Here is a 22,567-nt window from a genome sequence, read left to right as displayed (position 1 = left end):
GGGCCCGCCGTCCGCTACTGCCGCTCGTACACGCTCGCGTCGTCCAGCATCGCGGCGCCCAGCATGGATTCCGGCACCCCCAGCGCCTCGACGAGGGTAAGCGCGTCCGGGCGGAGCCGGTCGACGAGTTCGTTCACTCCGCGCCGGATCGCCTTGGCCCGTTCCACCGAGATGAACCGGTGCATGATGAACCAGGCCGAATTCTCCTCGAGGATCGAGTACACGTACAGATCGCAGACGGTCTCGGCCAGCCGGCGGGGCTCCTCCTCCTCGATATCGGCGATGCCCTCGATGAAGGCCTCGAGGACCAGCCGGTCGATATGGGCGGCGCCCGCGGCGAGGATATGGTCCTGGGCGTTGTTGAACGCCTCGAACGGTTCGGTCTCCTCCGCGCGCGCCCGCAACCGGTGCGCGGCCGTACGGGTCAGATAGTCCTCACGATCGGCGAACAGGGCCAGCTGGGTATCGCGGCGACCGAGATCTCCCTCGTCGACGGTTTCGCCACCGCGGTCGCGCAGGTTCTGGATGAGCTGACGCACCCCGGACCGTTTGCGCACCACATCGCCGGCCATGGTGGCGGCGAACCGGACCCAGCCCAGCGCGTCCAGATCACGGATCTCGTCGGCGTAGGCGGTGAGGATCTCCTTGGCGACGAGCTGGGTGAGCACCACATTGTCACCTTCGAAGGTGGTGAACACATCGGTATCGGCCTTCAGGGTCACCAGCCGGTTCTCCGTCAGGTAGCCGGCGCCGCCGCACGCTTCGCGGCACTCCTGGATGGCGCGGGTCGCGTGGCGGGTCTGCGCCACCTTCAGGCCGGCGGCCCGCTTCTCCAGCGCCCGCTGTGCCCCCGGTGCCAGATCCTGACCGGTCTGCACCAGATGCATCCGGCGTACCAGGTCGTTCTGCGCGAACGCCAGCGCGTAGGAATGCGCGAGCAGCGGCAGCAGCCGGCGCTGATGCATCCGGTAGTCCAGCAGCAGGGTCTCATTGCCGTTGTCCGGATCGCCGAACTGACGGCGCTTCAGCGCATACCGCAGCGCGATGCTCAGCGCGACCCGGGCACCGGCCGCCGCAGCGCCGCCGACACTGACCCGGCCGCGGACCAGGGTGCCGAGGGTGGTGAAGAAGCGGCGGCTGGGATTGTCGATCTCGGAGTGGTAGGTACCGTCCGGGTCCACATCGGCATAGCGGTTGAGCAGGTTCTCCCGCGGTATGCGCACCTGGTCGAAGACGATGCGGCCGTTGTCCACGCCGGGCAGCCCGCCCTTGCGCCCGCAATCGGAGGTGGTGACGCCGGGCAGATCGTTGCCCTGCTCGTCCCGGATCGGGACGAGCAGGCAGTGCACCCCGTGCTCACCCGACGGGGTGCGCAACTGCGCGAAAACAGCGGCCATCCGCGCGTGTTCGGCGGCGCCACCGATGTAATCCTTGCGCGCCGAGGGGGTCGGCGTGTGGATCACGAATTCCTCGGTGGCCGGATCGTAGGTCGCGGTGGTCTCCAGATTCGCGACATCGCTCCCGTGCCCGGATTCGGTCATCGCGAAACAGCCGAGCAGGTCCAGCGAGATCAACCGCCGGATGTGCTCGCGGTGCCGTTCGGTGCCCAGGTTCTCCACCGCGCCCCCGAACAGCCCCCACTGCACACCGGACTTCACCCACAGCGACAGATCGGCGTAGGCGAGCATCTCCAGGCCGACGACGGCCGCGCCGGGTTCCCCGGTGCCCCCGTTCTCCCGCCGGAAGCCCCGCTCGGCGTAATCGAGTTTCGCCAGCGCCCGCATCTGCTCGAGCACCCGGGCCCGCGCCTCGGGCAGATCCAGATCGGGATCACCGGTGAACTCCGGTCCCGCGAGCTGAGTGCGGGCCTGTTCGCGGACCTCGCCCCACGGCCCGTCCAGTGCCTCACGTAAACGTTGCGCTGTCGAAGTGCTGCCGGTGCTCATGGTTCCGACCCTAGCCGGGGTGCGGTGGGGGCGGGGTCGATGGACACGCGGCGGTGTAACGCAGAACACGCAGGGTGTAACGCCCCCGGAACCGGGTATGGCGCCCGTGGAGACGGCCCAGGTCAGCGGGGTGATCGGGACGTTTTCTCCATTCGTCGTGTCAAATAAACCGGTACGTAAGAAACGTCACATTTTCGAGACCCGGTTTGCGGTGGGCAAGAGGGGCCTGCGGCCACTACCTTCGCGGCTATGGCTGCGCAAGGAATTCTGGAAGGAGCGACCTCCCAACCACCGATCTCCCCGGACCCGTCCGGGTACGCCGACGCCCGGCGAAATCCCCTGCGCCTGCCCGTCCTCACCGGCGCCATCAGCAAGCTGGTCGCCGATCGCCCCGCCACCGCAGACACGATCGTCTCCGCGCCGGCGCCGCTGCAGCCCATCGATCTCTCCGATGACGCCGCGGTCGCCGAGGTGCTGGATCTCGCGGTGCGCATGGGTGAGGTCGTGCTGGCTTCGGGTTCGGCCGTCACCGATACCGAGACCACGGTGCGGTTCATCGCCGCCACCTACGGTCTGTCGGCCTGTGATGTCGAGGTCACCTACAACTCCATCCGCATCTACGCGCATCGCGGCGCGCGGTTGCCCTCGGCGAGTTCGATGCGCGTCGTGCAATACCGCTCACTCGACTTCACCCGGCTCGCCGCGGTGGACCGGCTCACCCGCCGCATCCGCCGCGATGTGGTGCCGCCCGACGAGGCGCGCCGGGCCCTGGACGCCATCACCACCGCGCCCCACCCGTACAAGCGGTGGACGGCCACCTTCGGCTGGTCACTGATGGCCGCCGCGATCTCGCTGCTGCTCGGCGGTGGATTCCTGGTCGCGGCACTCAGCTTCGTCACCACCGCGGTGATCGACCGGACCAACCGCATGCTCAACCGGCACGGCCTGCCGTTCTTCTTCCAGCATCTGGTGGGCGGTGCCATCGCCGCCGTCCCGGCGGTGGTGCTCGCCGCCTTCGCCGGACCGCTGGGGATCTCGGTCAGCCCGACGCTGATCATCGCGGCCGGGATCACCGTGCTCCTCAGTGGGCTGAGTCTGGTGGGCTCGGTCCAGGACGCGATCACCGGGGCGCCGATCACGGCGGCCGCGCGCATGCTCGAACTGCTGATGATGACCGGCGGGATCATCGCCGGTATCGCCCTGACCCTGCGTATCGGCGAGATGTTCGACGCCACCGTGCCTTTGGACCTCAGCCCCGGCCACGGGCTGACCAACCTGCCGGTGCAGGTGGTGGCGGGTGCCGCCGCGGCCACGGCATTCGCCCTGGCCTGCTACGCCGAGCGGCGCGCGCTGGCGGCCGCCGCGGGCAGCGGCGCGATGGGCACAATCTGCTACCTGCTGGTGATCACGGCCGGTTTCGGACCGGTGGTCGCCGCGGGTGCGGCCGCCATCGTGATCGGTCTCGTCGGTGGTCTGCTGGCCCGCCGCGCGCTCACCCCGCCGCTGGTCGTGGCGCTCGCCGGGATCACCCCGCTGCTGCCCGGCCTGAGCATCTACCGGGGCCTGTACGGCCTGCTCAACGATGAATTGGCGCGTGGCGCGAACCAGTTGCTTGCCGCCTTCGGTATCGGTTGCGCGCTGGCCGGCGGCGTCACGCTCGGTGAGTGGTTCGACCGCACGGTGAACCGCCCGACGGTCCTGCGCAAGTTCGGCACGCTGCGTCGCCCGGTCGTCAAGCGCATGCGGCGGCCCACGGTGAACCTGGGCAAACGCCGGCCGGCGGTGAACCTCGGCAAACGCCGCACCACCGTGAACCTCGGCAAGCGCAGCGGCACGGTGCCCGGACGCCATCCGGTGCGGGTGCCCGTGCAGCATTCGACTCCCACCACGGAGGCCTCGAGGGATCTGTCCCTCAGCCTGCCGGCGGCCGGGCAGTTGCCCCAGGTGCCCAAGCTCACCGAACGCGGTACCTCTCCGGTCCCCGATTTCGATCACGGGGTCTGGAGCCACGACCTGGATCCGGCGCCACTGGCCGCGGCCGTGGTACTGCCCGAGGCGACGCCCGCGGCCCTGCCCGCCGACATGCTCGAAATGCCGGCCCTGGCGGCCGATCCGGTGGGGTTGCCCGCCGAGCCCCTGGGTGCCGGCGAGGACATCGCGCCCACCTTGGCGATGCCGATCCTGGTTCCACCACACCCGGTGGGGGCCGTGGTGGGCGATCCGGTGGGAGTCGGCGCGGCGGAAGCACGACTCGCGCAAACCGAACCGCTACCGGCCGCGCTGCGCCCGGACCGCCGCTGACAGAGGAACCCTGACCGGGCTTCGGACCCGGTATCGTCGGGTTGTCCACCGCCCGGTCGCGTGGCGTGCACGCACCCCGCGCGACCGGCGCAATCGGCCGGGCGAGATGCCCGGACCGTATTCGCAGGAAGGTTCGCTCGATGCCGGACGCCCCCGAAACCGCCGACCCGGCCGTGTCCTCGTTCTCCACCCGGATCCGGGAGGCCACCGCCCGCGAGCACGAGGAGGCGGAGAACTCGACCTTCATCACCGAGATGCTGGACGGGTCGCTGGGGATCGAGTCGTATCGCCGCTACACCGGTCAGCTCTGGTTCATCTACCGGGCCCTGGAGGCATATGCCGAGGCGCTCGCCGGCGATCCGGTGGCCGGCCCGTTCATCAAGCCGGAACTGGCCCGCACGGCCGCACTGGAGCGGGATCTCGCCCACCTCGCCGGGCCGGACTGGCGCGCGGACCTCACGCCGCTGCCCGCCACGGCCGCCTACGCGGCACGGATCGAGGAATGCGCCCGGACCTGGCCGGGTGGCTATATCGCCCACCACTACACCCGCTACCTCGGTGACCTGTCCGGCGGTCAGGTGATCCGGGGCAATGCCGAGAAACTCTGGGACCTGCCCCACCGGGGCGACGGGGTGCGGTTCTACGTCTTCGAGGGGATCGGTAATCCCGCGGCGTTCAAACGCGAATACCGGGCGCTGCTCGACCGGATCGGCGTGGACGAGCTCGAGCAGCGCCGCATCCTCGACGAGGGCAAACGCGCCTTCGTGCTCAACCGCGCGGTGTTCACCGAATTGGCCGCCGAATTCCCGGCCCGGCGCCCTTCCTGATCGCCGACCGGCCGACCTGGTCGTCTGATACATTCCGGCCCGTAGCCACCGTGAGCGAAGGGTGAACCGTGTCCGAAACCTCTGCCGCCGACCCGGTACCGGCCGACGAGTACCCCGTGATCGTCGTCGGGGCCGGGCTGGCCGGTCTCGTCGCCACCTATGAGCTGACCAAGGCCGGACACCGGGTACTCGTACTCGATCAGGAGAACCGCAACAATCTGGGCGGCCAGGCCTTCTGGTCGCTGGGCGGCCTGTTCTTCGTGGACAGCCCCGAGCAGCGGCGGCTCGGTATCAAGGACTCCTACGAGCTCGCGCTCCAGGACTGGCTGGGTTCGGCCGGTTTCGACCGCGACGACGAGGATCATTGGGCCCGGCAGTGGGCCGAGGCCTACGTCCGGTTCGCCGCCACCGAGAAGCGCGACTATCTCTACGACCTCGGCCTGCGGGTGACCCCGCTGGTCGGCTGGGCCGAACGTGGCGGCGCCCTCGCCGACGGGCACGGGAACTCCGTACCGCGGTTCCACATCTCCTGGGGCACCGGGCCGGGTGTGCTCGAGGTGTTCCTGAATCCGGTACTGGAAGCCGAGCGCAAAGGACTGGTGCGTTTTGCGTTCCGCCACCGGGTGGACGAACTGATCGTGCACGACGGCGCGGTCACCGGGGTGCGCGGCAGCGTGCTCGAACCCACCGAACTCGCACGCGGTGTCGCGTCCTCGCGCACGGTGGTGGGCGATTTCGAATTCCATGCCCGGGCCGTGCTGGTCACCTCCGGCGGGATCGGCCACAATCACGATCTCATCCGGCAGAACTGGCCGACCGACCGGCTCGGCCCCGCACCGCGCACCATGATCTCGGGGGTGCCCGCCCATGTGGACGGGCGCATGCTCGGTATCTCCGAATCGGCCGGCGCCGCACTGGTGAACCGGGACCGGATGTGGCACTACACCGAGGGCATCAACAACTGGGATCCGATCTGGCCCGATCACGCCATCCGGATCATTCCCGGCCCGTCGTCGCTGTGGTTCGACGCGAACGGTAAACGGCTTCCGGCCCCGTGTTTCCCCGGTTTCGATACGAATTCGACTATGAAGGCGATCCTGGCGACCGGCTACGACTACTCGTGGTTCGTGCTGACCCAGTCGATCATCGAAAAGGAATTCGCGCTCTCCGGATCCGAGCAGAACCCGGATATCACCAGCAAGGACCGGCTCACCACGGTCCGCAGCCGCTTCACCAAGGGCGCCCCGCAGCCGGTGGAGGCGTTCAAGGAACACGGGGTCGATTTCGTGGTGGCCGATACGCTGCGCGAACTCGTCGACGGGATGAACGGGCTCGCACGCGGCCCGCAACTGGACTACGCCGCGATGGAGCGGCAGATCGTGGCCCGCGATCGCGAGATCACCAACAAGTTCAGCAAGGACGCCCAGGTGACGGCGATCCACAACGCGCGCACCTTCTTCGGCGATCGCACCGCCCGGGTCGCCAAACCACATCGGATACTCGATCCGGCCGCCGGCCCGCTCATCGCGGTCCGGCTCAATATTCTCACCCGTAAAACCCTCGGCGGATTGCAGACCGACCTCCATTCGCGGGTGATGCGCCCCGACGGCACCCCGCTGACGGGTCTCTACGCCGCCGGTGAGGTCGCCGGATTCGGCGGCGGCGGCGTGCACGGATACAACGCCCTGGAGGGAACGTTCCTGGGGGGCTGCATCTTCTCCGGCCGGACCGCCGGCCGCGCACTCGTCACCGCACTGGACCGCGCCTGACCGGTCGGTCCGGCCGGACGCGGCCGGACCGGGCTAGTCCTGCGAGAGCAGCCGTCCCGCCTCGGCGGCCAGCGCCGAGAGCTGCCGGGCCTGCCGGCCCGTATCGATCGCCGGGCGGCCGGAGCCGATCCGGGTGGCCAACGACAGTGCCGCCACCGTGACCCCGCGACGACGTACGGGCACGCCCACGCAGCCGATACCGGTGACCGCTTCCTCGTTGTCGACGGCGACACCCTGCCTGCTGCGGATCCGCGCCAGCTCCCGGTGCAGTTCCAGCCGATCACCGATGGTGCGCGGGGTCAGCCGGGGAAGTTGTTCGCGCAGCGAGGTTTCCACCACCCCGGGATCCAGGGCGGCCAGCAGCGCCTTGCCCAGCGCGGTACTGTGCGCCGGCAATCTGCCCCCGACCCGGGTCGGCACGGCCGCGCTCTGCCTGCCGCCGGTCTTGTCCAGATAGACGACGTCACGGCCGTCGAGCACCCCCAGATGCCCGACCGACAGGGTGCGCTGGCACAGCTCGTGCAGGAGCGGCCCGATCACGGCCCGGAGTTCGTTGTGCCCCGCGGCCAGGCCACCCAGTTCCAGGGTGCGCAGCCCCAGCCGGTAACCGCCCGGATAGTGCGCCAGCCACCGCAACCGGATCATCTGGTCCAGGATGCGATGGACCGTGGAACGCGGTAACCCGGTGCGTTCCACCAGATCCTGCAGCGTGAGCACGGGCGTCGCCGGCTCGAAAGCGTCCAGGATCAACGTCATCCGCTCGATCATCGAGACCGGGGGCGCGGGCCGGGCCGGGGATTGCGCACCCCGCCACGACCCTCCCGGCTCCGGGTCGGCCAGCACCTCGACCGTCATGACTTACCTCCATCGTGCAGCCCGGCCAGCATATGCGCAGCGAACCGCACGGTACCGACGATGCCCCTTCCGGTACCTGTGCGAACCATCACAGGACACTCAGCTCGGTAGGAAGGGTGCGTTGAAAACACTGCACAGCCACCGCCCGTCCACCAGTTCCATCACCGTGGACACCGAAAGCTCCCGCGTGGTTTCGGCCTCCCCCGGAATCTGATCGACCGTGGTGATCTGCACCTGCACATCGGCGCGGGTGTCTCCCTCGCCCATGGTCGCGGTACAGCGGGTGTCCCCCGCCCGGGAGCGCTCCGGGTCCGCGGAGATCAGTATGCGGGCCATCGGGAGCACGGTCGCGGCCTGGCTCTTCCACTGCCCTGTGGCGCCGGCCTGTACCTTCTGCTCCCAGCTCGCCGGATCGTCGTAGTCGTAACTGGCGACGAGCGCGGTGTACTCGCAGGCCGCCTGTTCCGCGGCGGTTTTCGCACCGGCGGGAGTCGGCGGCGCGGCGGCATCACCGTCCGCACCGCTCAGGAGGCCCGTGAGCCAGGCGGTCCCACCGAACACCGCGACCACGACGACGGCCCCGAGCACCGCGAGCAGGCGGCGCCACGGACGGGCCTGCCCACCCGGAGCGGGCGGCGGCGGAACCGGCGCGGCGAGCACGGCCGGCACGGTGACCGCGGGTTCGGTGAGCGCGCGACGGGCTGCCAGCGCCAATTCACCACAGCCGGCGAACCGTTCGGCCCGGTTCTTGGCCATGGCGCGGGCGATGACGCCGTCGAATCCCGACGGCAGCCGCGGGTCCACCGCCGAGGGCCGCGGCACCGGCGCGTTGAGATGGGCGTTGACCAGTGCCCCGGTGGTCGTGGCCGGATACGGCAATTGCCCGGTCAGCAGGTAGTAGAGGGTGCAGCCGAGTGAGTACACATCGGCGCGGCAGTCGATATCGGGCCGCATCTCGAACTGCTCGGGCGCGGCGTAGTGGAAACTCGCGTACAACTCTCCCGTGCGCGTCAGTCCGTCGGTGCGGTCCAGCGCTTTGGCGATACCGAAGTCGGAGAGGTACACCTGCTGCTGTTCGCCCCAGGCCAGCAGGATGTTCGCGGGTTTGACGTCCCGGTGCAGTACACCCGCCGCGTGGGCGTGATCGAGAGCGCGTGCGGTCTCCTCGATGATCCGCACGGCATGATCGGGCCGCACCGGCCCGCGCCGCAGCACGGCCGCCACATCGGTGCCCTCGATGTACTGGATCGCCATCCAGAGCCTGCCCTGTTCCTCACCCCGGGCGTACACGGCGACGATATTGGGATGAGACAGCCGCGCCGCGGTATCGGCCTCGCGCAGGAACCGGGCACGGACGTCGCGGTCGTCGCCCGCGATCGGGGTGAGTAACTTCAGCGCCACGGGCCGCGGCAGGTCGCGATCGCGGGCGAGGTAGACCTCGCCCATTCCGCCGACGCCCAGCAGCCGCTCTATCCGGTAACCGGCGAAGAGCTGTCCGGGTTCCAGGCCGCTCTTCACGCGCTGCGCAGACCGGGCCAGCCGTAGGCCTGCGGTCCGGACGCGGGGCCCGCCCGGCCGGCCGGGGCCGGGGTGGGCGCCGAGGGCGCGGCGGCCGTGGGCTGTGGGAGATTGTTATCGCGCCGGAACTCGTAGATATCCATCCAGCGCACCTGCTGGACGAGTTCCTCGAGTTGGTCACCGGGCAGGAATCCGGCCTTCGAGTACACCAGCGTGCCCTCGCGGAAGGCCATGAGCCACGGGTACCGATCCACCTGCCCGGCGGCGGCGAGCGCGGGTTCGGCCTCGGCCTCCACGGTCGCGTGCACGATATCGCGGTGTACTTCCGAGGACTCCTCGAACACCGGAGCGAATCGGGCGCACCAACCGCACCAGGTCGCCCAGAAGTCCACCAGCACTATGTGATTGCCGGCCACCACCGTCTGGAAGTTCTGCTGCGTCAGTGGCGTCGTCGGCATGGTCGTCCTCCCGCGGCCCGACCCGGACCGCCCCGCGTGCGTACTGGCCCCGTCCGGCATCGTGACACGAACAGGCGTCCGGCCGACGGGGAAAAGGCGCACTCCCCGACCGCCGATATCCGGCAGCCTACGCGGCCGGGTGGCGGCGAGCAGCCCGATCGCGCACCCGGCACGGCGGCCCCGGCCTCCGCTCGGCGATACCCGTGACGATAACGTGTTCTCATGAGCGAAAACGAGGCCGGGAAGGTCCTGCCCGATGCCGAGCATCACGAGGGTGGATTCCGGCCGATGTCGGAGTTGATGGACGCGGTCCGCACCGTCGACACCAGTCGCGGCGGCCCGCACTACGGCGACTTCGTGGAACAGGTGCGCACGCTCATGGACCGGGTCCGCCTGGCGGTGCCGCCGGACGATCTGGTGCAGGAAGCGGCCGGCATCCTGGAGAAGCTGAACGACCGGCTGGGCGCCTATGTCGGCGAGGAATGGGACGCGCCGGGCTGGACCCGGTTCGATCTGCCCTCGCGCGGTAACGTCACCCTGCCGCCATACCGGGTGGATCGGGTGGACCGCGACGGTGTGGACGCCCGCATCACCTATCGCACCTTCCATCTCGGCGGTAACGCCGCCGCCCATGGTGGCTACATTTCGCTGGGCTTCGACGATCTGATGGGGCTGGCCGGTTCGGCGCATTCCGGATCGGTGACCCGGACGGCATCGCTCACGGTGGACTACCGGTCGATCACGCCGTTGAACAAGGAGCTGGCACTGCGCGCCTGGGCCGAACGCCGAGAGGGCCGCAAGATCTGGATCAGGGCCACCCTGCACGACGGGGATCGGCTCTGCGCCGAGGCCCACGGCCTGTTCATCGTCTTGAAGCCCGGTCAGCCCTGATCTCGTACCGACCGGCCACCGCCGCGGAGAACCAGGGGTGGCCGGCCGGATGCCGGGCCGGGCACGGTGAGCGGGGCGGGCGGCGCCTTCGATTTCCGTTCCACCGCCCGCCGGGTACCGCTCAGGGACGATTACCACCCGGATAGTGCACCTCGAGGTAGGGCGCGAACGCGGCGTCCACCTCCTCCGGCGTCAGCCCGAAATCGTCCAGCGAGTACTTGTGGACGGGCCGCGCCGCACCCGAGGTCGATTCACCGTGCAGAGCAGCCATCTGTGCCCGGGCCGCGTCGGTGAAATCGAGGCCGAACTGCGTGTAGATCTTCTCGACGGTTCCGATCGGATCGGTCACGAAATCCTCGTAGTACACATCGCAGAACTGGGCCGCCGGATACTTCTTCCGTTCTTCGAGGAAGGTTTTCGCCCCCCGCGACCACAGTTCCAGCTGCGCGGCCCCCACCACGGGCCCGCGGAACTTCTCCGACCAGCCCGCCGTCGCCTGTTCGTTCAGGCTGCACACCGAGGCGACGATAGTGCGCGGAACCCGGTGCATCTGGATCACCAGCGCGTCCGGATAGACGGCGAGCAGCGCGTCGAGCGCGAACAGATGGCTCGGATTCTTCAGCACCCACCGCCGGTCCGGGTCGTGGAGACCGATCAGCTGCAGATTCCGGCGATGCCGCGCGTAGGCCGGTGTCCAGTCCTGTTCGCGCAGCCATTCCGAGTAGCGGGGCAGATAGCCCAGACATTCGTAGGAGACCGACATCGCCGACTGCCGTAGCAGCTGCCAGCACTCCTCCACCTGATCGGCGGAGATATGGTGCACGCCCATGAATTCGGGATGCTCCACATGATGCTTCTCGTAGCCGGCCTGCAGGCGCGCGAACACCGGGTTCTGCTCCCAGGTCTCCCGCGGCGGGCGGGGCTGCGGCATCTCGGTCAGCCACATCTCCAGGCCCTGGTGACCGGGGTCGGCGGTGAGCAGCCGGTGCACCGCCGTGGTGCCCGAGCGCGGTAATCCGGTGACGAAGATCGGTCGTTCGATCGCGATCTCGGCGTGCTGCGGATACTGCTTCCACCCGGCTTCGCTCAGTGCCCGGGCGATCAAGGCGCCGCGCAGCATCGCGCGGTTGACCTTGTTGCCGAAGGGGGTGAGTTCGGCGTCGTGCTCATAGGATTCCAGCAGCACCGACAGGCCGGTGCGGTAGTCGTCGTCGCCGAAATCGTCGAGTCCTACCACCTTGGTGGCGGAGGCGTGCAGATCGTCGATGGTCCCGACATCTTCTCGGCCGACACTGTCCCTGCTCAATGTTCTTTTCTCCTCAGTGGTGGAATTCGCCGCAGTTCACGTCGAGACAGGTGCCGGTGATCGCCCGCGACATCGCGGAGGCGAAGAAGACGACCGCGTCGGCGATCTCGTCGGGTTCGGGCAACCGGCGCAGGTCGATATCGGCGGCGGTCTCGGTGTAGATATCGTCCGCGCTCACCCCGCGTTGCTGGGCCAGATAGTCGAAATACCATTTCAGCGTGTCGGCCCAGATCCAGCCCGGGGCCACCGAATTGACCCGGATACCGCGCGGTCCCAGTTCGGTGGCCAGACTCTGCGCGAGGGCCAGCAGCGTGGTCTTGGCCATTTTGTAGGGGCCGTAGGGCTGGCGGGAGTGCCGCAGTACCGCCGAATTGATCATCACCACCGAGCCCTGGCTCTCGGCGAGAGCGGGGGCGAACAGGCGGGTCAACCGCAGTGCGGCGAAGACATTGGTCTCCAGGTTGTTCCGCAGATCGTCGAAGGCCACCTCGGCGAGGTCGACCATCGGCGGCATGGCGAAGGCATTGTTCACCAGCGCGTCGACCCGGCCGAACTCCGCCAGGGCGGTGGTCACCAGATGCTGGGCGGCGTCGTCGTCGGTGATATCGGTGGGCACCACCAGCGCGCGCCGGCCGAGTTCCTCGATCTGGGTCGCGACCTTGCGCAGCCGCTTCTCGGTGCGCGATACCAGCACCACATCGGCGCCGGCCTTCGCGCTCTGCACTGCGATCGCCTGCCCCAGCCCCGGGCCGATCCCGGAGACGACGACGACCTTGTCCCGCAACAGCATCAGCCGAGCATCCTCTCCGCCACCGCGGCCTGGCGTCCGGCGATCCGGGCCTTCCAGTCCTGCGGGGAGATGCGCGATTCCTTGTAATAGGGCAGCCGGTCGGGCAGTTCGTCGAAGGACACCAGTTCCACGGTCGGCCCGTCCGCCGGCGTCATCTCGCGCGACAGCCGCTGCCAGCGGAACTGCAGGTAGGCGCGATCGTGGCCGGTGCGTTCGATCCAGTTGATCAGACCCGGATCGCGTTCACTGATCACCAGCCGGATCATCCCGTCCGGGTCGACATCGGCCTGGTCGGCATTGAGGCTGGTCTGGTGGTTGATGTAGTCCAGCGACAGGTACCACATACTGCCGAGTTGGAAGCCCTGGTAGGGGGCGTCGGACTTCGGCACGGTCAGGATCATCACCTGGTCGTCGGTGAGGTCGTAGTGACCGACCGAGGAGAACTGGGTGGACAGCCCGCCCGGGGTGCGCCGCGGTTCGGTCATGGTGTTGACCGGCAGGTTCAGATAGAACCATTCGGGGAAGGCCAGGAAGGTCTTCAGCCGGGACACCAGCATCTTGCCGGCGACCTCGTAACGCTTCGCCATGAGGTCGGAGGTGATCGCGGGCGGGGCGGAGCCCACGGTGTCGACCCGGCTGATACGGACGGTACCGGCCTTCTCGTTCGCCCAGTCGCTGTAGACCTCCCGCACCGCGAGCATGGTGGAATCCGCGGCGAGCCGGATATGGTTGCGGCCGCCCGGGCCGGGGCCCAGGGTCAGTTCGTAGCTGCCGTCGGCGGCGATATCGATGGAGCGGTCGTCGAAGGCGGTCTCCCCGCCGGGGACCTCGGTCGGCGAGTAGTTGCCGTTGAGTACCTGGAAGCTCAGGTCCCGGGTGGTGCCGCGGGTGCCGGTGACCACGTATTCGGCGTCGGGCCGCAGGTTGGCGTGCCAGTAGAGGGTGTCGGGGTTGTCCAGGCCCATCTTGGTGTAGGGGCCGGTGGACTGGACGAAGAAGGGGAAGTCCCGTTCGAACGCCCACGACATCTGGATGGCGGCGCGGATACTCCCCGCGAGGTAGTCGTAACCCTCGGCGAGATCCTGTGCGGTGCGGATATGCGGGGCACTCTTGATGATTTCCTCGGCGGCGGCGATCGATTCCGCGAACGGCTGGGTCAGCACGATACTCCCGGTGTTCCATATATGTACCGCCCTGGTACATTGCGATACCGAGAAGATTAGAACCTGTTCTAGGAGTGGTCAATGACGGCAGAGGTTTCGGAGGTACGCGAAGTCGGGCGCCGGTCCGCTCCGACCCAGCGCGTGATCCAGGTGATCGACTATGTCGTCGCCCGGCGCGGCCGCCGCACCGGACTCTCCGAAATGGCCCGCGACCTGGGCCTGGCCAAACCCACCTGCCTGGGCATCCTCACCGAGCTCACCGCGGCCGGCTATCTCACCCGCGATCCGCGCACCCGCGAATACGGCCCGGGCCCGGCCCTGATCGCCGCGGGCCGGGTGGCCCAGGAGAGTTTCTCCATCGCCGCGCTCGCCCATCCCGAACTGGAACGACTGAGCGCGGCCTACGGCACCACCTGCACCGCCTCGGCGGTCGTGGGCGAGCGGATCAGCGTCCTGGACAGCGCAGGACCGGCAATGGTGCAGGTCGGGGCCACCTATCGGTTCGCCCCGCCGGTCGGGCTCATGTACGTGCTCTGGGACACCGAGGCCGCGTTCGACGCCTGGCGCGCCACCGCGCCGACCGTCCCGCTGCACCAGGACGAGACCCTGCTGCGCCATATCGTGGCCGAATGCCGCGAACGCGGTTATCTGGTGGAGAGCATGACCGGCGCGGGCCGCCGGTTGTATTCACTGCTCGCCGGAGTGGCCGGGCAGGATCTGCCCGAGGAGCTGCGCACCGCGGTCGCCGAGCTGGTCAGCACCCTCGGCGAACGGGTCTATCTCGGCTCCGACCTGCGGCCACGCAAAGAGCACCCGGTGAGCCTGCTCGCCGCGCCGACCTACGACGCGGACGGCCGCCAGCAACTGGTGCTCACCATGTACGTCGGGAAACCGATCACCGGCGCGGAGATCGCCCGCCGAGGGGCCGCGCTCGTGGCCGCCGCCGACGCGGTCACCGCCGCGGCGGGCGGACGGCATCCGGTGAACCGTTGACCGCGCATAGAAACGTGTTCTAGTTTTTAGGCGTGAGCCAGCACACGAAGTCGGCGGCGAGTACCTACGAGCTCTCGCATCAGGCCGCACTCGAGGCCGAATCGGTCCATATCCTCCGGGAGGTGGCCGCCACCTTCGAACGTCCCGTCCTGCTGTTCTCCGGCGGCAAGGATTCGGTGGTGATGCTGCATCTGGCCACCAAGGCGTTCTGGCCGGCCCCGGTCCCGTTCCCGATCCTGCACATCGATACCGGGCACAATTTCGACGAGGTGATCGACTATCGAGACGCCGTCGTCGCGAAGTACGGATTACGCCTGCTCGTCGGCCGGGTCCAGGACGATATCGACGCCGGGCGGGTCACCGAGGACACCGGACCCCGCGCCAGCCGCAACCGCTTACAGACCGCCACCCTGCTGCGCACCCTGCGCGAGGGCCGGTTCGACGCCGTCTTCGGCGGCGCCCGGCGCGACGAGGAGAAGGCGCGCGCCAAGGAACGGGTCTTCAGCTTCCGCGACGAGTACGGCCAGTGGGACCCCCGCCGGCAACGACCCGAACTGTGGAACCTCTACAACGGCAAACACCGCCCCGGTGAACATATCCGGGTGTTCCCGCTGTCCAACTGGACCGAACTCGATATCTGGACCTATATCGCGAGCGAAGGTATCGAACTGCCGTCGCTGTACTACGCGCACCGCCGCCCGGTCGTCCAGCGCGACGGCATGCTGCTGGCGCACACCAGGTTCCTGACCCTGCTCGACGGCGAGGAACCCCAGGAGGAGCTGGTGCGCTTTCGCACCGTGGGCGACGCCACCTGCACCGGCTGCGTGGAATCGACCGCCGCCACCCCCGCCGAGGTCGTCGAGGAAGTGGCGACCGCGCGGGTCACCGAACGTGGCGCGACCCGCGCCGACGACCGGATCTCCGAGGCCGGGATGGAAGACCGTAAACGAGAGGGCTACTTCTGATGAGCACCCTGCTGCGCCTGGCCACCGCGGGCAGCGTCGACGACGGTAAGTCCACGCTGATCGGACGGCTCCTTTTCGACTCCAAGACCCTGTTCACCGACCAGCTCGACGCGGTGGAACGCACCAGCCGGGAGCGTGGCCAGGACTACCCCGATCTCGCGCTGCTCACCGACGGACTGCGTGCCGAACGGGAACAGGGCATCACCATCGATGTCGCGCACCGGTATTTCGCCACCCCGCGGCGCAAATTCATCATCGCCGATACCCCGGGGCATGTGCAGTACACCCGCAATATGGTCACCGGCGCCTCCACCGCCGATCTTGCGCTCATCCTGGTCGACGCCCGGCACGGGGTGGTCGAGCAGACGCGGCGGCACGCCTTCCTGGCCTCGCTGCTGGGCGTCCCGCACCTGGTGCTGTGTGTGAACAAGATGGACCTGGTGGGTTATTCGGCGCAGCGGTTCGCCGAGATCCGGGAGGAATTCGCCGGTTTCGCCTCCCGGCTGCAGATCGCGGATCTCACCTTCATCCCGATGTCGGCCCTGCACGGCGACAATATCGTGCACCGCAGCGCCACCATGGACTGGTACGAGGGCACCCCGTTGCTGCATCACCTCGAAGAGGTGCATATCGCCTCGGACCGCAATCTCATCGACGCGCGACTGCCGGTGCAGTATGTGATCCGCAGTCACACACCGGATTTCCGCGGCTATGCGGGCACCGTCGCCAGCGGCGTCTGGTCGGCCGGTGACGAGATCACCGTGCTGCCCTCGGGTCTCACCACCACGGTCACCGGGATCTGGGGTCCCGGCGGGGTACCGCTCGAGCAGGCGTTCCCCCCGCAGGCGGTGACGGTCGCCCTCGCCGATCAACTCGATATCGGCCGCGGCGATATGCTCTGCCGGCCGGCCAACCGCCCGCAGGCCGGCCGTGATGTGGACACCATGGTGTGCTGGTTCAGCGACGAGGCCCAGTTGCGCCCCGGCGCGTCCTATACCGTCCGCCACACCACCCGCAGTGTGCCCGCGCAGATCCGCTCGCTGGACTACCGCCTCGATGTGAACACGCTGCACCGGGACGAGAACGCAAGCGCGCTGGCGCTCAACGAGATCGGCCGGGTGCAGTTGCGCACCCGGCAGCCGCTGCAATTCGACCCGTATCGCCGCAACCGCACCACGGGCAGTTTCCTGCTGGTCGACGACACCACCGGCGATACCGTGGGCGCCGGCATGATCACCGGGCCGAGCCTGCCCTCCTCCCGGGTGGTGTGGCACGCGAGCGCGGTGGAGCGGTCCGAGCGCGCGACCCGGGGACTGACCGTCTGGCTCACCGGACTGTCCGGGTCCGGGAAATCGTCGGTGGCGGTGGAGCTCGAGCGCCGCCTGGTGGCCGCGGGGCGGCCGGCGTTCCTGCTCGACGGCGACAATCTGCGCCACGGTCTCAACTCGGATCTGGGTTTCGGCGCGGCCGACCGCACCGAGAACATCCGCCGGGTGGGCGAAGTGGCCCGGCTGTTCGCCGAATCCGGGACCGTCGCCATCGTCTCGCTCATCAGTCCCTACCGGGCCGATCGCGAACGGGCGCGAGACACCCACGCCACGGCGGGAATTCCCTTCGTCGAGGTCTTCGTGGACACCCCGCTGGAGGTGTGCGAGGCGCGCGACCCCAAGGGTCTCTACGCGAAGGCCCGGGCCGGGGAGGTCCGTGGTTTCACCGGTATCGACGATCCCTACGAGGCCCCGACCGCACCGGCGCTGGTGCTGCGCCCCGAGGACGGCGATCCGGCCGCGATGGCCGCCGCGATCCTGGCGCTGCTCGCCCGGGAGGAGAGCGCCTGACCCGCACCGCATGAGAACCGGCGCGCCACCGACGGAGCCCTCCATCGGTGGCGCGCGCCGGTCGCTGCTCCGACGACGGGTCCCGCCACCCCGGGGGGCCGGTCATCCGACCGGCACGGCCACCGGCAGCGTCGGGGCGGCGATATCGGTTGCGCTCCCATCCCTGGGTTGGGCTGTCGCCTGCGGTGCAGACGCCGCCCGCGAATATCCACAGATGGGAAACCGGTCAGCTCACGGCTAAAGTGCTGACCTTGTGAGCAACGAGTCAGTGAGGGTAGCCTTGCCTTCGCTTGCGGAGCGGGGGTGCGCTTATGTCCCGGAGAGCCGATAGGGACGTGGAGCGGCCGCCGGGTACTCGCCCCTTACCGCTCATCGGCGACCTGGCAGCCTTCGCTCGAGATCAATTCGGGTTTCTGTCGTCACTGCATCGGCGGTTCGGAGACGTGGCCGAGTGGTCACTCGGCCCCACCCGGGTCGTCGTGTTGTTCCACCCGGACGACGTCGGGCCGGTATTCGCCGCTGCGGGCGCCAACGGGCCGCTTGGACGGGGACAAGACGGAACCTTCGCAAGGCATGCCGAGATCACTGGAAACAGAGGACTGATCCTGAGCGAAGGCTCTTACTGGAGGAGGCAGCGACGCACGCTTCAGCCAGGCATGCATTCGCGGTGGATCGAAGGCTACGCCGAAGTCATCGGCAGCTTCGCGGAGGAGTTCGTGCTGGGCTGGCGCCTCGACCAAACGCGGGATGTGCAGCAGGACATGGAACAACTCGTGGGTCGGATCGCCATGAAGACGCTGCTGGGGTCCGACCTGGGCGACGAGATGGCCGAACGACTCAAACGCGCAAGCGACCGGATGCTGACGGTGAACATGCTCGAATTCGCGCTTGGCTCGAAGCTCCCGGTATGGGTACCGACACCGTTGCGGCACTGGCTGAAAAGCGCCTCGACCCGCATGGATCGGCTCATCATGGCCGCTGTGGAGCAACGGCTGGCCGAACGTGAAACACAAGCGGTCAGAAGCGGGAAGGACATGCTCGACATGCTCTTGGACGCTCGTGACGAGGATGGGCAGCCTCTCACCGACCTACAGTTGCGCGATGAAATCTACACGCTGTATCTCGCAGGATACGAGACGACAGCCAACACGTTGGGGATTGCGTTGACGCTGTTGAGCCGACGCCCGGATTTGCAACAGCGGTTGGTCGACGAGGTTGAGCGAGCCACGGCGGGTGGCGCTCTCGGATACGAGCATGTGGGTGCACTCGAGCTTGCCGAAGCGGTGGTCAAGGAGACGTTGCGCGTGTACCCGGTAGTGCGCGCACTGAACCATCGAGTCAATTCCACATTCAGTGCCGGTGGTTATGAGTTCGGCCCAGGCCATTTGGTATGGGTGGCACCTTGTGTCACCCAGCGAGATCCACGGTGGTTCGACGCGCCCGATGAGTTCCGGCCCGACCGATGGCTCGACGGCTCGACCGATGCCATCCCCCGGTTCGCCTGGTTCCCGTTCGGCGGCGGACCCCGCGTGTGCCTGGGCCAGCGACTCGCCGTCGTGGAGATGGTACTGATCATGGCAACGGCACTCCGCCGGTTCGCCCTATCCCCGGCCGAAGGGGAGTCCGAGGAGTTGTCGTTGCGGATCAACGGCGGCGGTCACCTGGTGTGCACGAATGCCCGTGTGATCCTCAGCGGCCGACCGCCGAGGGGAAATCCGGAAAAGGAAGTCAGCCAATATGCATGAGAATCGAGTACCGGCGGCCGACACGATCGACTCCTTGCCTCGGGGCGGCCCAACTGCCTCCTGGCTGGACCGACAGTTCGAAACCGAGCGCTTGGAGTTCTTGGACCGAGATGACGTCGACGACCGGGTGAAACGGTCTGTGGTTCGGTCACTCGACCACATCAGCGCCAAGTTGCGGTACAACGAGAAGTTCGCCCAACTCGCGTTGCAACAAGTAGCGGATATCCCTCACCCGAAAATCCTCGAGCTCGGCGCAGGGCACGGCGGATTATCCCGCGCGCTGCTCGAACAGCACCCCGACGCAGAGTTGACCGTCACCGATATCAATGCCGCATCGGTAGACGATATGGTCGCCAGCGATCTCGGATCCCAACCTCGTGCGGTCGTGCGCGTCGAGGATGCGACCTCGATCAATGCACCAGATCAAGCTTACGACCTCGTCGTATTCGCCCAGTCGTTCCACCACCTACCGCCCGAGGCGGCTTCCGCCACGATCGCCGAAGCAACCCGAGTCGCCAAGAAATTCCTCGTCATCGACTTGCTCCGCCGTCCATCTATTGTGCAGCCTCTGCGCCTGCCGTTGTTCTTCGCGCTCATAGCCCTCGCACAGGGCTACCCGACGGCGCATGACTGGCTCATCAGCGAGTTGCGTGCCTACAGCCCATCCGCCCTATCGGCGCTGGCCTCACACGCTGGAGCGGATATCACCACACAGTTCAGCAAGGACCGAGTCCATCAAGTGGCCGTCATGTCCCGCGTAGCCCACGCCATCCAGTCGGGGAAGTAACAGACCGCGAGCCGATGGCAATCTCCTGGCACCGAAAACCAGAGAGCCTGCGCCGCTACACCGTCATCCCGCAGCAGGAGCGGGCCCGAACGCGGTACTCGCCGACGGTGGCCAGGTCTGCGCCCTCCGGTGGCCGGACGCAGCCTGACCGCCGACGCGGTCACGATCCGCGGCTTCCTCGAACGGATCGACCGACCGGCCGAGAGTTCGCCGAGGGCCACTTCCTCACCGGTGAGGGCATGAAGTGGTCGGGACCCGCGTACGTCCATCCGCTCGGGCCGGTCCAGCGTACGGGTGAGGAGCCCGGTCGGATCCACGCTTTCCGGACTGCTCGTCCGGTCCGGATGACTACTCTCGAATCCGTTCGGCGGCCCTGGTGAGGCGTGGATCCGCGGGCAGTGACCGCCGCCGGTATTTGATACTCTGACGAGAACTTGTACCGAAAGGGTGGTTATGCGGTCTACTCTGCTGTCCCGGCGCGACCTCGAGTTCCTGCTCTACGAATGGCTCGCGGTGCAGGACCTGACCCGGCGGCCGCGTTTCTCCGACCATTCACGAGAGACCTTCGATGCCGTCCTCGAACTGAGCGAACAGCTGGCCACCCGGTACTTCGCGACCCACAACAAGCTCAACGACGCTCACGAACCCACCTTCGACGGCGAGACGGTCACCATCATCCCGCAGGTGCGCACCGCGCTGACCGCGTTCGCCGACGCGGGCATGGTCGGGGCCACCATGGACACCGAACTGGGCGGCGCGCAGCTCCCGGCCGCGGTGGCCCAGGCGGCATTCGCGTGGTTCCACGCCGCCAACCCCGGGACCAGCGCCTACCCGCTGCTCACCATCGGCAATGCCAATCTGCTCATAGCGCACGCCGACGAAGAGCTGGTCCGCCGTTTCGTCCCGCCGATGCTCGAAGGCCGCTACTTCGGCACCATGTGCCTGTCCGAGCCCCAGGCCGGTTCCTCGCTGGCCGATATCGTCACCCGGGCCGAACCGCGCGACGACGGCACCTACCGGGTCTTCGGCACCAAGATGTGGATCTCCGGCGGCGATCACGAACTCGGCGACAACATCGTGCATCTGGTGCTCGCAAAGATCCCCGGCGGGCCGGCAGGCACCAAGGGCATCTCACTGTTCGTGGTACCCCGCTATCTGGTGAACGAGGACGGTACGCGCGGCGAGCGCAACGATGTGGCGCTGGCCGGGCTCAACCACAAGATGGGTTTCCGCGGCACCGTCAACACCGTGCTCAACTTCGGCGAGGGCCGCTGGACGCCCGAGGGCTCCCCCGGCGCGGTCGGTTACCTGGTCGGCACACCGCACCAGGGGCTGAAGTACATGTTCCACATGATGAACGAGGCCCGCTGCGGAGTCGGGCTGGTCGCCGCGGCCCTCGGTTGCACCGGCTACCTCGAATCGCTCGAGTACGCCCGGGACCGTCCCCAGGGCCGCACCAAGGGAGCCGCCGACCCGGCCTCCCCACAGCGTCCGATCATCGAACACGCCGATGTGAAACGCATGCTGCTGGCGCAGAAGAGTTACGCCGAGGGCGGTCTGGCCCTGGTGCTGTACTGCGCGCGGCTCATCGACGAACAGCGGACCACCGGATCCGACGACGAACGCCGCGCGCTCACCCTGCTGCTGGACATCCTCACCCCCATCGCCAAGAGCTGGCCCTCCCAGTGGTGCCTGACCGCCAACGATCTCGCCATCCAGGTCCTCGGCGGTTACGGCTACACCCGCGAGTACAACGTCGAACAGCACTACCGCGACAACCGCCTCAATCCCATCCACGAGGGCACCCACGGCATTCAGGGCCTGGACCTGCTGGGCCGTAAGGTGACCCAGCATGCGGGCGCGAGTCTGCGCGAACTCGACAGCAGGGTCCGGGAAACCCTCTCGACCGCCCGGGAACTCGGCGGCGAACCCGCGGACCTCGCCGACCGGCTCGACAAATCCTGGAGCCGGCTGGTCACGGTCACCGGCGGACTGTTCGCGGCCGGCGATATCGAGGTCGCACTGGCCAACAGCTCGGTCTACCTCGAGGCGTTCGGCCATCACGTGGTGGCCTGGATCTGGCTGGCGCAGACGGTCGCCGCGCATGGCCGCGGCGGCGACTTCTACGAGGGCAAACGACATGCCGCCCGCTACTTCTTCCGTCACGAGCTACCCCGGACGGGCCCGCAACTGGACCTCCTCGCCGACCTCGACACCACCACCCTCGATATGCGCGAGAACTGGTTCTGACGAGGTCTCGGCACAAGATCAGGGCGGGGGCGCAATTCGGATGAGACGGCGCCGCGGTAGCCGGCTCCGGATCCGAGTGCGGAACTTCTCGGTATCCATGGGTATCCGGTCCGCCCGAGCCGGGCGAGTTCGGCGTCGATGGAGATTTCTGTGGTGATCGCCGAA

General features: G+C 68.1%; 17 protein-coding genes. 10 read left to right on the top strand and 7 right to left on the bottom strand.

Annotation, left to right across the window (positions count from 1 at the left end; genetic code table 11):
- Positions 1-14: 14 nt before the first annotated feature.
- Positions 15-1,946, bottom strand: a complete 1,932-nt coding sequence (locus tag ON38_RS09820; protein ID WP_039824181.1) for an acyl-CoA dehydrogenase family protein — start codon at positions 1,944-1,946, stop codon at positions 15-17.
- Between the two features lie 249 nt (positions 1,947-2,195).
- Between ON38_RS09820 and ON38_RS09815 the strand changes: the two genes are divergently transcribed.
- The 3 genes from ON38_RS09815 to ON38_RS09805 all read left to right on the top strand — a co-directional run bounded on the left by ON38_RS09815 (position 2,196) and on the right by ON38_RS09805 (position 6,843).
- Positions 2,196-4,247 (top strand): threonine/serine exporter family protein, encoded by a 2,052-nt coding sequence (locus tag ON38_RS09815; RefSeq protein WP_174372407.1) that lies wholly within the window; start codon positions 2,196-2,198, stop codon positions 4,245-4,247.
- 140 nt (positions 4,248-4,387) lie between these two features.
- Positions 4,388-5,074 (top strand): biliverdin-producing heme oxygenase, encoded by a 687-nt coding sequence (locus tag ON38_RS09810; protein WP_039824179.1) that lies wholly within the window; start codon positions 4,388-4,390, stop codon positions 5,072-5,074.
- 68 nt (positions 5,075-5,142) lie between these two features.
- Complete coding sequence (locus tag ON38_RS09805) at positions 5,143-6,843, top strand: FAD-binding dehydrogenase (RefSeq protein WP_245563985.1); 1,701 nt, start codon at positions 5,143-5,145, stop codon at positions 6,841-6,843.
- Positions 6,844-6,876: 33 nt separating this feature from the next.
- Here the strand turns inward: ON38_RS09805 and ON38_RS09800 are convergent, their stop codons facing one another.
- The 3 genes from ON38_RS09800 to ON38_RS09790 all read right to left on the bottom strand — a co-directional run bounded on the left by ON38_RS09800 (position 6,877) and on the right by ON38_RS09790 (position 9,674).
- A complete protein-coding gene (locus ON38_RS09800) occupies positions 6,877-7,698 on the bottom strand; it encodes an IclR family transcriptional regulator (protein WP_039824177.1) in 822 nt (273 codons plus the stop codon).
- A gap of 99 nt (positions 7,699-7,797) precedes the next feature.
- Positions 7,798-9,216 (bottom strand): serine/threonine-protein kinase, encoded by a 1,419-nt coding sequence (locus ON38_RS09795; protein WP_051164553.1) that lies wholly within the window; start codon positions 9,214-9,216, stop codon positions 7,798-7,800.
- A complete protein-coding gene (locus tag ON38_RS09790; protein ID WP_039824175.1) occupies positions 9,213-9,674 on the bottom strand; it encodes a thioredoxin family protein in 462 nt (153 codons plus the stop codon). The genes ON38_RS09795 and ON38_RS09790 overlap by 4 nt, the downstream gene beginning before the upstream one ends.
- Positions 9,675-9,896: 222 nt before the next feature.
- On the opposite strand from ON38_RS09790, the gene ON38_RS09785 reads away from it, so the two are divergent.
- On the top strand, positions 9,897-10,565 hold the full coding sequence (locus ON38_RS09785) for a PaaI family thioesterase (protein WP_039824174.1): 669 nt from the start codon (positions 9,897-9,899) through the stop codon (positions 10,563-10,565).
- Between the two features lie 121 nt (positions 10,566-10,686).
- On the opposite strand, the gene ON38_RS09780 is transcribed toward ON38_RS09785, so the two are convergent.
- Genes ON38_RS09780 through ON38_RS09770 form a run of 3 tightly spaced genes read right to left on the bottom strand, consistent with a single transcriptional unit; the run spans position 10,687 to position 13,824 of the window.
- Positions 10,687-11,871: a sulfotransferase family protein gene (locus ON38_RS09780; RefSeq protein ID WP_039824173.1), complete on the bottom strand. Its 1,185-nt coding sequence runs from the start codon at positions 11,869-11,871 to the stop codon at positions 10,687-10,689.
- Between the two features lie 13 nt (positions 11,872-11,884).
- The gene (locus ON38_RS09775) at positions 11,885-12,661 is read right to left on the bottom strand and encodes an SDR family oxidoreductase (RefSeq protein ID WP_039824171.1); all 777 of its coding nucleotides are present in this window, start codon (positions 12,659-12,661) and stop codon (positions 11,885-11,887) included.
- Complete coding sequence (locus ON38_RS09770; RefSeq protein ID WP_039824170.1) at positions 12,661-13,824, bottom strand: hypothetical protein; 1,164 nt, start codon at positions 13,822-13,824, stop codon at positions 12,661-12,663. Before ON38_RS09770 ends, ON38_RS09775 begins: the two co-directional genes overlap by 1 nt.
- An 81-nt stretch (positions 13,825-13,905) precedes the next feature.
- Between ON38_RS09770 and ON38_RS09765 the strand changes: the two genes are divergently transcribed.
- From ON38_RS09765 to ON38_RS09740, 6 genes are all read left to right on the top strand, one after another.
- Positions 13,906-14,817 (top strand): helix-turn-helix domain-containing protein, encoded by a 912-nt coding sequence (locus tag ON38_RS09765; protein ID WP_039824168.1) that lies wholly within the window; start codon positions 13,906-13,908, stop codon positions 14,815-14,817.
- 32 nt (positions 14,818-14,849) lie between these two features.
- Complete coding sequence (gene cysD, locus ON38_RS09760; RefSeq protein WP_039824166.1) at positions 14,850-15,782, top strand: sulfate adenylyltransferase subunit CysD; 933 nt, start codon at positions 14,850-14,852, stop codon at positions 15,780-15,782.
- Entirely contained in the window at positions 15,782-17,620 is a 1,839-nt protein-coding gene (gene cysC / locus ON38_RS09755) for an adenylyl-sulfate kinase (protein WP_039824165.1), read from the top strand. Before cysD ends, cysC begins: the two co-directional genes overlap by 1 nt.
- 311 nt (positions 17,621-17,931) lie before the next feature.
- A complete protein-coding gene (locus tag ON38_RS09750; RefSeq protein WP_083872482.1) occupies positions 17,932-19,365 on the top strand; it encodes a cytochrome P450 in 1,434 nt (477 codons plus the stop codon).
- Positions 19,358-20,152 (top strand): class I SAM-dependent methyltransferase, encoded by a 795-nt coding sequence (locus ON38_RS09745; protein ID WP_039824164.1) that lies wholly within the window; start codon positions 19,358-19,360, stop codon positions 20,150-20,152. Before ON38_RS09750 ends, ON38_RS09745 begins: the two co-directional genes overlap by 8 nt.
- Positions 20,153-20,605: 453 nt before the next feature.
- Complete coding sequence (locus ON38_RS09740) at positions 20,606-22,402, top strand: acyl-CoA dehydrogenase (protein ID WP_039824162.1); 1,797 nt, start codon at positions 20,606-20,608, stop codon at positions 22,400-22,402.
- The last annotated feature ends 165 nt before the right edge of the window (positions 22,403-22,567 follow it).

Source organism: Nocardia testacea NBRC 100365 (assembly GCF_000308775.1).
Classification (GTDB): domain Bacteria; phylum Actinomycetota; class Actinomycetes; order Mycobacteriales; family Mycobacteriaceae; genus Nocardia; species Nocardia testacea.
This window is presented reverse-complemented; position numbering and strand designations above follow the sequence as displayed.